Origin of the sequence: Dickeya aquatica, from assembly GCF_900095885.1 — a bacterium.
Lineage (GTDB): Bacteria > Pseudomonadota > Gammaproteobacteria > Enterobacterales > Enterobacteriaceae > Dickeya > Dickeya aquatica.
This window is the reverse complement of the sequence record NZ_LT615367.1, coordinates 1,930,357-1,945,710: the sequence shown is the minus strand read 5'-3', so window position 1 is coordinate 1,945,710 and position 15,354 is coordinate 1,930,357. Positions and strand designations below refer to the sequence as shown.

Genomic DNA, 15,354 nt, shown 5'->3' with positions numbered 1-15,354 from the left:
CACTCACGCGCTGGTGGGTCTGGCCGTCCGGCGACAACAAAAAGCCATTTTTCCCTACGCGCACGCGTGAAATCATGCGGCAAAAACAGGGGATGAAAATGGATATCAAAACACTCACTGACTCCGTTACCGATGCCGCGAAGCGCTACAACGACGCACTGACCGGGGCGGTAAAAATTCCGGCCTTCAGCATTACGCTGGGCGGGAAAGCGCTGAAGGAGTTGGGCGACCGGCTAATCTCGCTGTCGCTGACCGACAACCGTGGCTTTGAGGCTGACCAGCTCACACTGTCGATAGACGACAGCGACGGACGCCTGGAGCTGCCGCCGCGTGGCGCACAGATTGCGCTGTCCATTGGCTGGCAGGGTGAAGCGCTGACGTACAAAGGGCTGTATACCGTGGATGAAATTTCCCACGAAGGCCCGCCCGACGTGCTGGGCGTGACGGCCAGAAGTGCGGATTTCCGTGAAGAGTTCAACGTGAAGCGAGAGGTTTCATGGCATGACGTGACGGTAGAGCGTGTCGTGTCGGCGATTGCACACCGCTACGGCATGAAGGCGCAAATCAGTGACATGCTGATGAATATCGACATCGGCCACGCCGACCAGACCGAAGAGAGCGATATGTCATTCCTGACCCGGATGGCCGGGCAACTGGGGGCGATTGCCACCATCAAAAACGGCACGCTGCTGTTTATCCTGCCCGGTGGTGGTGTGACGGCATCCGGCAAGGCGCTGCCATCGGCCAGCCTCACACGAGACAGCGGTGATAAACACCGTTTCCGTATTGCCGATCGGGATGCCAACACCGGCGTGCGCGCCTACTGGATGGATCTGCAATTCGGTAAGAAGAAAAAGGTCAGCGTGAAGCGCCGCCGGACAAAACCCAAACCGAAAAAGGAGAAGAGCAGCAATCGTGAAGGCGATTACATCACAGGCACAGACGGTAATGTATTTGTGATGCGCAAAACCTATCCCAATGAAGAGGCGGCCAAACGGGCGGCGGCGGCTAAATGGCGGCAGTTACAACGTGGAGCGGCTGAATTTTCGATAACCCTGGCGCGCGGACGTGCCGAGCTGTATCCCGAAATGCACCTGACGGTAAGCGGCTTTAAACCCCCTATCGACAATCAGGACTGGATTATCGCCCGCGCGGAGCACGTTATTGATGGCAATGGCTTTACCACCCGTCTGGAGCTGGAAGCAAAAATCCCTGACTGGATAGCAGAAAGTGAATAAAATGGCGGCGAGTTCAACTCCCACAGGGGAGACCATTATGTTCAGATGTCCTTTCTGCGGGGCTACGGCCCGCACCCGTACCAGTCGCCGCCTGAGCGATATCACCATCCGGCAGTACCACCAGTGTCAGAACCTGGAATGCAGCGAGACATTTACCACCCTCAACACGGTAGAACGGCGCGTATCAAAGCGCACACGGGAAGACCCGCTACCGCCTGACTTTATCCCGCAAGACGCCTTTCCGGCATCGCATTACGGACGGGATCAGTTGAATCTGGCGTTGTAAAACAAAAGCCCCGCAGGATGAGTGCGGGGCTTCGGTTTGGGTATCGATTATTCAACCACGGTTAACAATGGCGGCTGATTGAAGGCCGCCTTTTTGTACCTGAAAAACGGGTGCTGCCACTCTGCCGCCATTTTGCTGTCACTAGCCAAATTACAGGCATAAAAAAACCGCCTTGAGGCGGTGAAGAGTTTTTATTTATTTCTATTTTTATCAATCATTTATTGCATGGTGCCCAGAGCGGGACTTGAACCCGCACAGCGCGTACGCCGAGGGATTTTAAAAAGTTAATGCCTGCTTTTTATATCATAGAGTTACGTTAATTCAATACGTTAGCAGTATTCAATTCAGGTTAATGCGAGCTAATACGGAAATCTGCTGCCATCGATTTAACGTGGCAGCGCCCCATGATTATTCATCTGTGGTTAAAGAATCAAACGGGTTGAGAGTTACCGCCGCATCCAGATGATCCGGCGCGAAATGCGCATACCGCATGGTCATAGTGATAGAGCTATGGCCCAATATCTGCTGCAACACCAGAATATTGCCGCCGCGCATCATGAAGTGGCTGGCAAAGCTGTGCCTGAGAACGTGGGTCAACTGTCCTTCTGGTAATTCAATGTGCGCTTTCTTTAAGGCGTGCTTAAATGCCTCATACGCTGGTTTGAAGAGTTGGCCGCGCCGCTTGGGCAACAAGGCGTGCATTCTTTCAGAAATAGGAATGGTTCGGTTTTTCTTCCCTTTGGTTTTAACGAATGTGATCCTGCCGGGAAGGATTTGCGATTGTTTCAGGGTCTGGGCCTCGCCCCAACGCGCCCCTGTAGCCAGGCACAAGCGAACGATGATACCGAGATCTTTATTCTCTGATTCATCACAGGCAGCAAGCAGGCGCTTAATTTCATCCGGGTACAAAAAAGCCAGTTCCTGATCGCCTTCCTTAAACTGGCGTATGCCATCCAGCGGGTTTTCTTTTTCCCACTCCCCCATGCGCTTTAGCTCAGAGAACACTGCCCGCAGGTAGGAGTATTCGCGGTTCACTGTGGCCTCTTTGATGGCCGTCTTCCCTTTTGGGTTCCATTCACCTTTTAACCGGCGTTCGCGGTAAACAGCGAACATATTTTTATCAACGTCTACCGCAAAGGGATTACCCAACCGATCACAGATCGCCATCAGTTTAGCGTAGCGGTCTTCACCTGACTCCAGCGTCTGGCCATGCATGTCATACCAGCGCTGGATCAGGTCTTGCAGCGTTGTACTGTTGGTTTCGGTCGATATCCCTTTTTTCTCCGCCATCAGGCGGCGCTCATACGCGAGTGCCTCACCTCTGGTGGCAAATTGTTTACGAACGCGCTGACCATCGCGCCCATAGGGGAAGCATTGGCAAAGCCATTTGCCGGATGGAAGTTTGCTTACAGCCATGTAATATTATCCAGTAAAGCTCTGCCACTGTTCTTCACTGATTATTTTCAGTGGAATGCCACGATTATCCCGGTAGTCTATTGCTTTTTCTATTTTCCGACCGTGAGCCTGATATCTCCAATGTTTACAACTCAATGTACCAATAATAAGAAAATCAAGTTTTGATGTTATATTATCAATCACCTTCCCGCCTGCATCCTCAATCAGTTTTTTACACACTGATCTTTTTCCATAAAGGAATTCACCTGTCAGACAAACTGTTGCATTGGAAAGAACTAAGCTCTCTATATCATCCACCGGTAAGCGAGTTGCCAGCCCATCCACTACACCGGAATCAACATCACTTCCGGTAAAAGCGATTAACGCTTTTTTCAATTCATCACGTTCTTCTGATGTAATGATCCCATCCGCAAGAATCCGGTTAACCAATGCGTATAACTCTTTTCCAGGGTAATTAACTTTGAGAGCAGCATTAGATGATAGCCACCAATTTAAGTATCTTATTTCTGAATCATTAAGTTCATGATTAGCCATCATTCCTTTACATAGGCCTTCCAATAAATGCTTGTCCGCTTCATCGGAGTACAAATCAAGCTCAGGTAAATCAGACAGCTCTTTTTGCACCTTGATCAAATCAGCTTTCAAATAATTCAATTCATACGGCTCAATAACGCCATCAGACAATATATCGGAAAGTCTATTTGAAATCATCCGCACACAATAGTTTTTGCTGATTAAATCAGCATCTTTTATCCATGTATCAAGAAACAAAACTTCTTTCTCATCTATATGACCATCACAGTTTATGCCCTCAATGATATTGATAAGGTTAATAAGTAATTTATCTTTATTCCTTTTATAGTTAAAAACATCTAGTTTTTCATCTGCCATGAGGTTTTCCTTTGGTATTAATTATAATTTCAAAGTCAACTTATAACTACATTTCCAACCGGGAAATCATTTACTAAAAACAATATTGACAAATATTTCTAATTATCACCAAATAAATTTATACGCACTGGTTTTTGTCCTTCATCCTTCTTCCAGTAGTAGCCTGACTGAAGTAATGAGATAAGTTCGTCCTGAGTTATTTTTATCGTATCAAACAAGTCAAGGTTACTTCTATCAAGACTAGGCTTAAATATATCCAGTGTTATTTTCCCAGGGTCATAACTTTCACTTCTTATCATAATTGGTAGATTGGTTAGTTTTTTAGGCGTTAGCTGGTTATCTGGAATGAAGTCCCCTGAGAAAAAACCATCAATAGTTGCAACTGGATCATAACCAGAAAAACACTCATATTTGACTTGTAGTACAACCGCGTCAGGTATTTTTAAAAACTCACTCCACTCACTATAACCCAATTTATCACTATAAAAGACATCACCTCTACCGAAAGAAAAAGAGCTACCTTGCGTCCAATCCTCATATTGATGCTTATTAAAAACAAATTTAGTTAATTTTATATCTAGTGCATTACGGTGAGATTCTCTTATTGCAAAGCGCCAACCAATAGCATAACCATCAACAAAACGAGCAATAAGCGCGGTACTCCTGCGCGGTTCTCTGATAGTTCGAAATGTTGAAGTTACTTCATTGTGCAAATTTTCTATTTTTTCATTTATATCTTTTTCGTCAGATTCATAAACCTCTGTCGATTCTATTGGGATCTCGCCTGTGTCAACAAATGAAAAAAATTGATCTTTGGAAAGGATGAAACAGTTTTTTTCATTTGCCTGTTTTATTTTCTTCCATCCGGCATTAGGGCCACAACATAGGAAATATAATTTTGCTGTAATACCTTTTCTGACTAATAATCCTTTTTTTTCAGCGAGTGATTCTAGTTCATCCTTTATGTCTTTATCAAAACCAGTAAAACAAATCTCCAAACCACGGGGAGTATCTTTCGCACGCCGATTTTCAATCTTGAGACCTGCGATAGTTAAAGGACCAGCGGCAGAAACCATTTCTTCATTTGAAGAGTAGACATCCAGTATTCTTTCAAGCTTGAAGGTTCTAAAACCTTTCTTGTTGATGCAATACCCTTGAAGATAATTATCTTTATATACTGCATCGGCAACGTGATTGTTAGATGCCTCATTATTAGCATTAATATAAGTAAAGAATATTTCTTTCTCGTTTTTTGAAATCCATTCTTCAAATGTCATAAAAAGCCCTTCTATAAATAGCTATTTGATTTATCTATCTTTAGAGTTGAGATATTTTTTATGTTACTTATCGATACGTCTAACGAAAAAAAATAGCGCCAAGAATTATTCCAGCAACAAACACAGCACTGAAAACCAATGGTTCTGCTTTAAGCACCTCCTGCCAGCTCTGGCGAGCGTTAGGCGCAGTTTGTTCAGGAACGGTCGAACACTGACGATCATCCAACCATGAAAGCGCCTGCTGGAGCTGCGATCGGGTCAGCTCAGTTAATCGTCCAGTACCGAAATGAATATGGCAGTAATGAATTAATTGCTGCCGCTGATCTACCTGCTGGGTATTCTTCAATAGCAGATGAACCAGCGCATTACTGGCATCCTTTTCCCGGTATCTGTCGCGCAATGCCTGAAGATAACTGACCGCCGTTTGATACTGGTTGACCGTCATATCGTCAATGCTTTTGACGCCAATTTCAGCATGGACGCGCTGCCACACTGAAAAACCCTCTTCATAGCCGCCGTCAGCAATTTCTTTTACCAGTTGGTTTAACTGCTTACGCTGCGCGGGAACCAGTGGGCGTTTTTCTTCATTGGCCGCCGGAATAGCGATATTGATCTTATCGACCGTGATACTGCTTTCGTAAAAATCCCGCCCGGCCAGCCGGTTTTCATTTCCATGAGACTCAACACTCATTCCTGGAGCGTTCCCTTATTTATTTTTTGTTTTCGTGATAGTCCCTGCCAGCAACACGCTGGCCGCTACCGGTTATGTTTATTGATCCTGCTGTTGCAGAACTACCCGCAGTCAATGCGCCCAGTGCAGCGGCTTTTACTGCTAAAGGGGCCACTCTAAAGCTTTTGACCAATTCAATTTCATCTCGAGAGAGAGCAAAGCCGCCAGACTCTTCACCAGTTAGGACAAATTGAATATTTGCTCCTGCCATAGCAAAAGAGAACAAAACATCTCCTCCTGGCACCATGGAGCCTCTCTCGTATTTGCCCCATGTTTCTCTTGATACCCCGCACAACTCAGCGACATCAGCCTGATTTAAGGACAATCGCTTCCGCTCGGACTTCAATCTTTCGGCACATTGAGATCTAAAGGTCACTTTCACACCTTGACAAAAGAGATCTATTGATCCCATAATGATTTTCACAGAATGATAGTGGATCACAACATACCATTATGACACAAGAAAATCATGATCAGCGGTCGCGTTTACCGCGAGGGATTGCATCACGCAGCCCTACTCCCATGAGGCTTTCCGACGATGAACGCGCCAGACTGGCAGCGTTGGCTGAAAAAGAAAGCCGTTCCCTCTCCAGCATGGCGAGACTGGTTTTTCTCCGGGGGCTGGAGTCATTTAGTGCTGAAGGATAGGTGATATGAGTAAAGGATTAACCATCAATATCAATGTCCCGACGCCGTATGTTTCTCTCAGGAAATACTCAGAATTAACCGGTATCCCCTTTGAAACCTGTCGGGGCATGGTAAAAAGCGGAAAAATCATTATCCGGCCAAAAGAAAAAGCAAACGAGAAAGTAGAAGTGAATCTCGTTGCCATGCTGCGCGATGCCATCGCCAGCAGTGAAATATAAAGGAGCCACATGGAGAATAAAAAATCAGACCGCCAATACGCCATTACACAATTAAGCAAACACACAAATGTATATCGTGGCTTATCAATTATTAAATGCCCGCGAACAACATTAAACCCGATTACCCGATATCGTGTTAGTCAGGCTGGGCAGTCTTATGGATTATTTGATGCGCTGGCATTAGCCACCGGTTATATCGATAACCTTTACACAGCGAGGCGATAATAATGAAAATAAATCACAATGCGGAAATATGGCTACAGGCCGCCAAGAGGGCGACTGCAACAATGGTTACAACCGGGTTAGCGTTTTATCGTCGCTGGAGTCATTGGCTGATGCTGTCTAAAAAGCTAACTCCGTTAAGTCATCAAGAAAAAAAACGGGAATCCGAATTACTGGAAGAGCTATACAACAACGTTAACGCTCAGATCAATGCCCAGATGGATATCGTCCGAGCCAGAACATACTGGCATAACCGCTTACCAGAAATTGAATTACGCATCCTGGCCGAGGCGCTGACCTATGCACTGCATCAAGCGGCCATAAGAACCGGCAATAAAAATTCATAACTTTGGGTGCGCTTAACATCAGGGAAAACACGCGCCGGGCGTGTCGAAACATCCCGGCTTCATTCGCAAGCGCCTGACAGCAGGCGGTTACTAATGGGGAATGTTTAGAGGTTTTATGCCAAATCACAATGCGGAAATATGGCTACAGGCCGCCGATGATGTTGCACAGAGTTTTTTATCTCAGCCTGCTGATGTGAGAGAGAGCGGAAGCGACAATGGTTTCAACCGGATTTCAGTTTTGTCGTCGCTGGAGTCATTGGCTGATGCTGTCTATTGGCTCGATCATTCTCTGTATCAGTTTATCAAGAGCCATTCGTATCAATGGTTTCTCGATGGAATGACGCAGGCACCGGAATTTGCCATTAATTGGGCAAAGAAAGGCTAATTATGGCTAACACCGAGTCCGCTCGCGCCATTCCGCTGAGTATCGCGGAAAGAACAGACGGGCTAAACCACATTGCAATGCTGCGAGGGAAGCACTTCAAGACAAACAGTGAGAAAGAAATGTGCCGCTTTATTGACGATATGCGGGACAAGATTGATGACGATTACCATAAGAATATGCGCGTGCTGTCAGCAATATTTGAGTTAGCAGATATTGATAAAGAACGGCATCACCTGAAATTTAATGAACTGACCACTGACGAGAAAGAACGGCTGATTAAAGCAATGAATAAGCTCCGAGCAGTTGTGAGTTTATTCCCCAAAAACTTAATTCTGCCACTGTAATAAAAAAACATTTTTAGGCGTAAACCCGCCGGGCTTTCTATTACCTGAAAAAAGGAAAACCGTAATGATTGCAACCAAATTAAAGCCTGTAAATACCGCCGCTGATGGCGCACTTGTCGAGCTGCTGAATAAAGCCCGTCTGGAAGAGCGTAAAGACCAGCATTTTTCCTTCTCACTGCGCCTTGCGGCACTGGCTGTACGCGCTCAAAAACGCGACCTTTCCGCTGCCGAAGTGGTGGAACTGATACGTCAGGAATCAGAGCGTTTTGAGCACTCCGCTCAGGAGTTGCACTGATGACCAACAGTATCAGGGAGAACGTCAGTGACGAGCTGCTGCGGGAAATTTGCAATGGCTCGCCGTTTATTGGGGCGCTCAGTCATGAGGTCGAATCGATGGCTCGTGAGCTGATTGAGTTCAGAGCTGAGGAAGCGCGAGTCGAGAAGAAAATGGCCGAAATCGGGCGGTCGCTGGATGCAGCTATCGGAACTGTCGGAATGGTGCGGAGGCGAAACAATGGACTCAATTGACGTTGCACAAGAGCGCGAGCAGTTCATCCGCGACAACCAAATCAAGAAGGCCCGGCAACAGTCGGGCTGTGCCGCTGCTGCATTCGTCTGTGAAAGCTGCGATGCGCCCATTCAAGCCGCGCGCCGCGCCGCCGTTCCGGGTGTGCGTCTGTGCGTGTACTGCCAGGGCGATGCAGAACTGAAAAACAAACACTATCGGGGTGCGTTATGAATCACGTAATGATTGATTTAGAGACATTGGGAAAAAATAAAAATGCACCACTCGCATCCATCGGGGCGGTATTTTTTGAGCCAGAAACCGGCGAATTAGGCGAGAAATTCTATTGCCGCGTCGATTTTGAAAATGACATGAAAAACGGTGCGATCCCCGATGGCGACACTATTAAATGGTGGCTGAAACAGTCGGCGGAAGCGCGCGCGGAATTGGTCAGTGATGATGCCATTCCGGTGTGGGATGCTGTAAATAAGTTTAGCGATTGGCTGACGGATAACGCTGATAACCTGAATGAAGTAAAAGTGTGGGCCAATTCACCATCATTTGACTGCGTTATTTTGTCTGCGGCGTTTGAGCGAGCGGAAACGGATGTTCCGTGGAAATACTGGAATGAGCGGGATGTCAGAACGATTAAGGAAGTTAGTCTAGCTGTAACCGGATTTTGCAGAACTATAGAAACCATAGGCGTTAAGCATAACGCGCTGGATGATGCGATCAGTCAGGTCGCGTTGGTTTCCGCTGTTATGTCTCGGTTGGTCGGTAATAGGCCGGAAAAATTAGCCGGATGCGACTGGGTTGATTGGAACGAATTAAGCCAGAGAGGACTATTAGTCCGCATTAATCAGGAAATTATGCATCCCCTTGGCCTCGCTATTTTCCGCGATCAAGAAACGGGGGGTCAGGTGGTGCATTAATTTCCCCTGGTGGTAAATGGGAGTACGGCAAATGATCCGTCCGTTCATCAAATGGGCGGGCGGGAAAACCCGCGTGATGCCCGACCTGTTACCACACCTGCCGGATGCTAATTGCCTCATAGAGCCGTTTGTCGGCGGTGCGTCGGTGTTCCTGAATACCGAATATCGTCGCTATGTGCTCGCTGATATCAACGCCGACCTGATTAACCTGTACCGCGTCGCCACTCGCCACACCGATGAATTGATTTCATATGCGCGCGGGCTGTTTGCCAACGGCAACAGTGCTGATGCATATGCAGATAATCGCAACCTGTTTAACTCCCTGACGCTCTCTGCGAGCGTTGAAAAAGCCGCGCTGTTTCTGTACCTGAATCGCCATGGCTTTAACGGCGTGTGCCGCTACAACAAGGCCGGGGCGTTTAACGTCCCGTACGGCAAATATTCAAAGCCGTATTTCCCGCGCGCCGAGATTCGGTTGTTTGCAGAAAAAGCCTGCGACACACAGGCTATTTTTGTCTGTGAGCCGTTTCAGATCACCCTCTCTTCGTTCGTCGCGCGCGGAGCGGCTATCTACTGCGACCCGCCGTACCTTCCCGCATCTGACACTGCTAATTTCACGCAATATCACACCGGTGGATTTACCGCCGCCGACCATCAGGCGCTGGCTGATGCGCTGCTGGACGCAAACCGGCAGCACGGCATTCAGTGCGTGATTTCAAACAGCGATACACCGGCCACACGCGAGATTTACCGGCATTTCGGGCTACATGAAATCAGCGTGCAGCGCTCGGCCGGTGCGAATGCAATAACCCGCACCGCTGCAAAAGAAGTGATTGGTGTGCTGCCTGTCTGCGATGGCTGCGGGCGTCATGGTGGCGGTTGTTGCCCTGACTGTGGGCCAGCTATGGGCGATGCCACCTATCAGGAAATGGTGGCATCCGGTGCGTTGAACGCGGAGCCGTTCTGATGCAGCCATTAGCCTACTACAACGAAATAGACCCTTTCGCGGCTCAGTGGCTGCGTAATCTGATTGATGCCGGCCATATCGCGCCCGGCATCGTTGACACTCGCTCAATTGAGGAGGTAACAGCAAATGACCTTAGAGGATTCACACAATGCCACTTCTTTGCAGGAGTTGGGGTCTGGTCTTATGCACTGCGCCGTGCAGGGTGGCCCGACAGTAAGCCCGTCTGGACAGGCTCATGCCCGTGCCAACCTTTCAGCTCGGCAGGCAAAAGAGGCGGGGTTGCTGACGAGCGGCACTTATGGCCTGCGTTCTTCCACCTCATCCACCAGCGCCGCCCTGATGTTGTCTTTGGAGAGCAGGTTGCGAGTAGTGACGGCCGAGCGTGGTTCGACACTGTACAAGCTGACATGGAAAACGTGGGTTACGCCTGCGCAGCGATCGATCTCTGCGCTGCGGGCTTCGGTGCGCCGAACGTCAGACAGCGGCTTTTTTGGGTGGCCAACGCCAACAGCGTGGGATGGGTCGGGAGGGGGGCGGCCGCTATTGCAATGAATCCCTCCAGTCAAACGCATTTGCGGGACGCTGTACATCTGGCCGGATGGCCCACGCCGACCGCTTCAATGATGACCGAGCAGGATTTGGCGCAGGCAATGACCAGCAACAGGAACCGGTCGCCTTATGCGGAAAGCAAGATATTGTCCGGATGGCCGACGCCGAGCGCTCAGGATGGGGATCATTCACCAACGAATCCGCAGCGCAGAATGAATGCGATGCACAAACGTCAGGTGATGCTTGCTCATGCGGCGGGACTGGTTCAGCCATTGAGGTTAACGGTTTTTGGCGTGATGCAGACTGGATCTTCTGCCGGGATGGAAAATGGCGGCCAGTTGAACCCGGCGCATTCCCGCTGGCTAATGGGGTTGCCAGCCGAGTGGGACGACTGCGCGCCTACGGGAACGCGATAAACGCAGAGGTCGCAACCGCTTTTGTGTCGGCGTATGTGGGGTGCGCTGACAATGCCTGAACAGTGGGCCTATCCCTGGAACGCTCCACGCCCGGCGATCTCCGCACCGTCGGGCGTGGCTGATCTTAGTCCGTCTCTATTCGTTGCCGGTGATGAATTGCATCCTGCCGTCACACGGCATCTGAGCCGGATGGTTAAGCGCGCTTTGGCCGCAGGCGATGACCGGAATCTTAGTCAGGCCGTGGCGAAGTTGGAACAGCAGGAGCCAAACGGCACGCAGTTGCGTATCCGGCGCGCTCTGGCGGAAACAGAGCGTCAGGGTTATCAGGAAACGATTAGCTGCTGGATGACAACGCCGGAGGGCGTGGCTGCCCGTTTGCACGAGCAGCCGCCTTTTATCCGTGATGTTTACCGCCAAAAAATTGAATGGTTACGTGCGAACCACGAGCCGCGACATATCAGTGCTTTTTTTATGGGAACCGTGAAAAAAGCACTGCTGCGTCTGGATGCCGTGCGCGCACAGCAAGGTGTGCGTGATGGTTTTGCATCGGAACTGGCGGCCTATTGGAGGCCGCGTTGGTCACATCTGGCCGGGTTTACCAAACATGAGGTGATTAATGCCGCGCACACTCTGGCGGCCGCCGTCACCGAAATGTTTGAAACTGAGTGCGGCAACACATCGCCGGAGGAGATGACCAATGATGAAATGCAGTGGCTATATCGCCATCTGGGACGCGAACTGCTGGCATTACGTGTAACGCCACCGTGCTGGGGGCTGGTCATCGGTGATGAACAAGCCCGGCACCGCATCTATTCCGCCATTTTACGCATTACTTCACCTGAATGGTGGGGGCGGAAACTGTGGCGACTGCGTTGTGAATGGCGGGAAAATCAGTTTCGCGCCATCGGCGTGATACACAAAAAACGAATGCCGTATGTCAGCCTTGATGCCCTCAACCAGTGGCAAGAGCAGCGCCGCAAAAACCGTGAGTATTTTAAAGCGCATGAGCTGGTTGATGAAGATGGTAACGTCGCCTCGTTAGAAAACATGGTGTATGCCAGCATCAGTAATCCCGTTATTCGCCGCCATGAACTGATGACCCGTATGGCCGGTGTTGAAATGGTGGCAATCGCGCGGGGTGATGAAGGTGTTTTCCTCACTATCACATGCCCATCGCGTTATCACGCTAATGTTCAGAACGGGCATCAAAACCCAAAATGGGATCACACCTCCCCTCGTCAGGGGCAGCGCTACTTATGTCGTACCTGGGCGCGTGCCATGTCTGCGTTAAACCGTCGCAGTTTGCGCCCTTATGGCTTTCGCGTTGCCGAGCCGCACCACGATGCAACACCGCACTGGCATGTGTTGCTGTTTATGCCACCTGCCGACAGAAAGGCCATCACTGATATCTTGCGTGAGTATTTTATTGCTGAAGACCGTGCGGAGCTGGGGCGCAACACCGGCGCACGATTCAAGGCTAAAAAGCTCGATCCAAGAAAAGGCAGCGCTACGGCTTACGTGGCGAAGTACATCAGTAAAAATATCGACGGTTACGCGCTGGATGGTGAGCTGGATAACGAAACCGGCAAGCCATTACGCGAAACGGCAAAGTTTGCGATGGCCTGGGCGTCACAACATAGCATCCGACAGTTTCAGCCGTTCGGTCTGCCGCCAGTCACGGTATGGCGTGAACTGCGTCGCCTGGCAAACCAGCTTACCGCAGCCCAGAAAGAAAACGGCACGTTTAAACGTGGGGCCGCGCAGCTTGCTGACCCGGCAATGGATGCCGTGTTGGCATCGGCTGACGCCGGTTGTTTTGCCACGTACATCGAAAAGCAAGGCGGCGTGTTGATCCCACGCGAGCGCTACACCGTGCGCATTGCCTATGAAGACGCTGACGAACAAAACACCTACGGCGAGACGCCGGAAAAAATCTTCGGTGTGTTCTCTCCACGTCTGGGGGCGATATCCCGTATCTGCACCCGGTTAATCAAGTGGAAAATCCGAAAGAAGCAGTCCGCTGACGATGGTGCCAGCATTGGCACCGGGAGTGGTTTGGCCGTTACGTCGCCAACCGGCGACGCTTGGAGTTCTGTCAATAACTCTACGGGCGATGAAAAAACAGCCATTTCAGCAGGTATAAACGGGGATGACGATGGTAGCTGTGAACTGCCAGATGGAGAGCCTGGCGATACATCCGCTCAAACCTTCACCGACTTCGATCGCATGACAGACCCGGAACGCCGGGCGCTGCTGTCCAGGTTGCGAACTCAACCGCCGGATCGGTGGAATAATCAACACTCGTCCACTACTCAACGGAACAAATCGGCTGAAAAACAGGTGGTTGGCAAACTGCCGGACGAGTGGCGTGCCAGTATTACCGATTTCGCCCGCTCAATCGGCTGGGATATCAGCATCGGAGAGGCAAGCAGGCTAGCAGCGGGTCATCCGATTGATTTTTCTGGACAACGGTATTACGCCAGAAGAAACGGGGAACTGTATCGTAAAGCAGAGAAAAAGCAGGTTGATGATGCGGGTTTGATGAAACGGGTTGCTGTGCTGCGTGAGTTGAGTCGTGAGTCATAACGGGTTGATGGGATTGTTAAGTATTTTTTAAGTTGCTTTTTGTAATCTTTTGGGTGATTAGTAATCACAGATAAAAACACTGTTTCATTTGCATATATTTTAAAATTGAAATTTATACTATGTAATCATTATTCTGTATTTATATACAGTTTTGTGGTGGGGTGAAATGTGTTGGGTTGCGTAGAAGTATCTGTTTTTATTGAGCGTGTAGGGTTGTTGGCAAAACTGACTGAGCGTGTTGGGGTTGATGAGCATGATAAAGATATTGCGCTGGCCTGGATTAATGAAATGGTTAATGAACTGGTAGAGTGTGAGGTAAATAGTTTCAAAGACAAATGATTAGGTGAGATATAATTAACATATTAAGAAACCCGCTGTAAGCGGGTTTCTGGTTTCAGTGATGAGTATAAGAAGGGGGTGATAAGATAATAAGTAATTGTTGTGTTTTATGCTGGTTTGTCTTATTATTATCTTATCCCTAGAGGATATGCTCTTTAAAAACTGAGGAAACAGATGGTAAGGGTGATCTGGTCGAAGAAAGCACTGAAACAACGTCTGACTATCGATAAACGGTATCAGACCGCCATAAGTGAGAAGGTGACTGAGCTGGAAAATTTCCCTGCTGTCAGGCTGGATATTGTCTCATTGAAGGGGCAAGAAGGTGCGTTCAGGCTGAGGGTTGGTGACTATCGGATCATTTTCCAAATTACCAAAGGCGAACCGGTGATCTGCGAAATAAAAGAGGTTAAACGCAGAACGTCAACAACCTACTAATCAGGCGGGGAAACCCGCCCGTTTCCTCAATGACATAACGAATCAGAGAAGCCCGGATAAAAATATGTCAAAACTACAATTTATCAACGATGTAAACGGCAATCCGCAATTCGTTGTGTTGCCGATAGATGTGTACGAAAGCCTGCTCTCCAATGATGATAGCGGGTATGAATCCATTCCCTATGCCGCCGACGAGCATGATGATGAAACCGTGCCAAATGAGGTGGTCAACATTATGTTTCGTGACGATATCAGCCTGTTGGCCGCCTGGCGTGTTTACCGTGGGCTATCTCAGTACGATGTTGCGGAACGGCTGGGGACGACACAATCAGCGGTGTCTCAGTGGGAAGCAAAAGACTCTCGACCACAAAAGAAAACCCGCGAAAAATTGGCTGAACTGTATGGGTGCCGGCCTGAACAGATGATTTTGTGATTTGCTGGTGTTGCTAATGAACCCCGCTCTGTGCGGGGTTTTTTATTGGTGAAAATCACTGCAAAATTTCCGCGCACAAATGCACAAAAAATCTGATGGTGTTTATACCTCGCCGGGCCAGTCGTGGCGCGGGTTTCCCTGAACTGCAAAGATGCACAAAAAAACACGATTTTCGCGTGCGGGCGCTGCG

General features: G+C 49.1%; 21 protein-coding genes and 2 pseudogenes. 18 read left to right on the top strand and 5 right to left on the bottom strand.

The features are described from left to right. The first annotated feature begins 98 nt into the window (after positions 1-98). Positions 99-1,238, top strand: a complete 1,140-nt coding sequence (locus tag DAQ1742_RS08780) for a phage late control D family protein (protein ID WP_035342525.1) — start codon at positions 99-101, stop codon at positions 1,236-1,238. A gap of 37 nt (positions 1,239-1,275) precedes the next feature. Then, positions 1,276-1,524 (top strand): ogr/Delta-like zinc finger family protein, encoded by a 249-nt coding sequence (locus tag DAQ1742_RS08775; RefSeq protein ID WP_035342528.1) that lies wholly within the window; start codon positions 1,276-1,278, stop codon positions 1,522-1,524. 408 nt (positions 1,525-1,932) lie between these two features. On the opposite strand, the gene DAQ1742_RS08770 is transcribed toward DAQ1742_RS08775, so the two are convergent. The 5 genes from DAQ1742_RS08770 to DAQ1742_RS08750 form a co-directional block, all read right to left on the bottom strand. Beyond that, the gene (locus DAQ1742_RS08770) at positions 1,933-2,940 is read right to left on the bottom strand and encodes a phage integrase (protein ID WP_067487012.1); all 1,008 of its coding nucleotides are present in this window, start codon (positions 2,938-2,940) and stop codon (positions 1,933-1,935) included. 6 nt (positions 2,941-2,946) lie between these two features. Beyond that, positions 2,947-3,831, bottom strand: coding sequence for a BRCT domain-containing protein (locus DAQ1742_RS08765; RefSeq protein ID WP_067487015.1), 885 nt, complete (start codon positions 3,829-3,831; stop codon positions 2,947-2,949). Between the two features lie 98 nt (positions 3,832-3,929). Continuing rightward, on the bottom strand, positions 3,930-5,108 hold the full coding sequence (locus DAQ1742_RS08760; protein WP_067487018.1) for a BRCT domain-containing protein: 1,179 nt from the start codon (positions 5,106-5,108) through the stop codon (positions 3,930-3,932). A 79-nt stretch (positions 5,109-5,187) separates the two neighbouring features. Beyond that, positions 5,188-5,799 carry a hypothetical protein gene (locus DAQ1742_RS08755; protein ID WP_067487021.1) on the bottom strand — a complete coding sequence of 204 codons (612 nt, stop codon included), beginning with the start codon at positions 5,797-5,799 and terminating at the stop codon, positions 5,188-5,190. Between the two features lie 19 nt (positions 5,800-5,818). Beyond that, positions 5,819-6,280, bottom strand: coding sequence for a helix-turn-helix domain-containing protein (locus tag DAQ1742_RS08750; protein ID WP_331889694.1), 462 nt, complete (start codon positions 6,278-6,280; stop codon positions 5,819-5,821). 211 nt (positions 6,281-6,491) lie between these two features. On the opposite strand from DAQ1742_RS08750, the gene DAQ1742_RS08745 reads away from it, so the two are divergent. The 16 genes and pseudogenes from DAQ1742_RS08745 to DAQ1742_RS08675 all read left to right on the top strand — a co-directional run bounded on the left by DAQ1742_RS08745 (position 6,492) and on the right by DAQ1742_RS08675 (position 15,164). Then, on the top strand, positions 6,492-6,704 hold the full coding sequence (locus tag DAQ1742_RS08745) for a hypothetical protein (RefSeq protein WP_016940947.1): 213 nt from the start codon (positions 6,492-6,494) through the stop codon (positions 6,702-6,704). A gap of 9 nt (positions 6,705-6,713) precedes the next feature. After that, positions 6,714-6,929, top strand: coding sequence for a hypothetical protein (locus DAQ1742_RS08740; RefSeq protein WP_067487024.1), 216 nt, complete (start codon positions 6,714-6,716; stop codon positions 6,927-6,929). A 2-nt stretch (positions 6,930-6,931) separates the two neighbouring features. After that, positions 6,932-7,273 carry a hypothetical protein gene (locus DAQ1742_RS08735; RefSeq protein WP_067487026.1) on the top strand — a complete coding sequence of 114 codons (342 nt, stop codon included), beginning with the start codon at positions 6,932-6,934 and terminating at the stop codon, positions 7,271-7,273. Positions 7,274-7,373: 100 nt separating this feature from the next. Further along, a complete protein-coding gene (locus DAQ1742_RS08730) occupies positions 7,374-7,658 on the top strand; it encodes a hypothetical protein (RefSeq protein WP_145916190.1) in 285 nt (94 codons plus the stop codon). 2 nt (positions 7,659-7,660) lie between these two features. Then, positions 7,661-8,002, top strand: coding sequence for a DUF5347 family protein (locus tag DAQ1742_RS08725; protein ID WP_067487032.1), 342 nt, complete (start codon positions 7,661-7,663; stop codon positions 8,000-8,002). 64 nt (positions 8,003-8,066) lie between these two features. Next, the gene (locus DAQ1742_RS08720; protein ID WP_067487035.1) at positions 8,067-8,297 is read left to right on the top strand and encodes a DUF2732 family protein; all 231 of its coding nucleotides are present in this window, start codon (positions 8,067-8,069) and stop codon (positions 8,295-8,297) included. Then, positions 8,297-8,530, top strand: a complete 234-nt coding sequence (locus DAQ1742_RS08715) for a hypothetical protein (RefSeq protein ID WP_067487038.1) — start codon at positions 8,297-8,299, stop codon at positions 8,528-8,530. The genes DAQ1742_RS08720 and DAQ1742_RS08715 overlap by 1 nt, the downstream gene beginning before the upstream one ends. Next, complete coding sequence (locus DAQ1742_RS08710) at positions 8,517-8,741, top strand: TraR/DksA C4-type zinc finger protein (RefSeq protein ID WP_067487042.1); 225 nt, start codon at positions 8,517-8,519, stop codon at positions 8,739-8,741. Before DAQ1742_RS08715 ends, DAQ1742_RS08710 begins: the two co-directional genes overlap by 14 nt. Beyond that, positions 8,738-9,304 (top strand): annotated as a pseudogene (locus DAQ1742_RS08705) (3'-5' exonuclease); the annotation flags it as partial. The gene DAQ1742_RS08710 and the pseudogene DAQ1742_RS08705, both read left to right, overlap by 4 nt. Continuing rightward, positions 9,278-9,439, top strand: a complete 162-nt coding sequence (locus DAQ1742_RS20945) for a DUF7415 domain-containing protein (RefSeq protein WP_456298325.1) — start codon at positions 9,278-9,280, stop codon at positions 9,437-9,439. The pseudogene DAQ1742_RS08705 and the gene DAQ1742_RS20945, both read left to right, overlap by 27 nt. 31 nt (positions 9,440-9,470) lie before the next feature. Next, complete coding sequence (locus DAQ1742_RS08700) at positions 9,471-10,406, top strand: DNA adenine methylase (RefSeq protein WP_067487045.1); 936 nt, start codon at positions 9,471-9,473, stop codon at positions 10,404-10,406. After that, a pseudogene (locus DAQ1742_RS08695) lies at positions 10,406-11,430 on the top strand (DNA cytosine methyltransferase). The gene DAQ1742_RS08700 and the pseudogene DAQ1742_RS08695 overlap by 1 nt, the downstream one beginning before the upstream one ends. After that, positions 11,423-13,957: a replication endonuclease gene (locus tag DAQ1742_RS08690; RefSeq protein WP_067487051.1), complete on the top strand. Its 2,535-nt coding sequence runs from the start codon at positions 11,423-11,425 to the stop codon at positions 13,955-13,957. Before DAQ1742_RS08695 ends, DAQ1742_RS08690 begins: the two are co-directional and overlap by 8 nt. 168 nt (positions 13,958-14,125) lie before the next feature. Continuing rightward, entirely contained in the window at positions 14,126-14,296 is a 171-nt protein-coding gene (locus DAQ1742_RS08685; protein ID WP_180706284.1) for a hypothetical protein, read from the top strand. 174 nt (positions 14,297-14,470) lie between these two features. Beyond that, positions 14,471-14,731, top strand: coding sequence for a type II toxin-antitoxin system RelE family toxin (locus DAQ1742_RS08680; RefSeq protein WP_067487054.1), 261 nt, complete (start codon positions 14,471-14,473; stop codon positions 14,729-14,731). A 64-nt stretch (positions 14,732-14,795) separates the two neighbouring features. Then, positions 14,796-15,164, top strand: a complete 369-nt coding sequence (locus DAQ1742_RS08675; RefSeq protein WP_067487057.1) for a helix-turn-helix domain-containing protein — start codon at positions 14,796-14,798, stop codon at positions 15,162-15,164. The last annotated feature ends 190 nt before the right edge of the window (positions 15,165-15,354 follow it).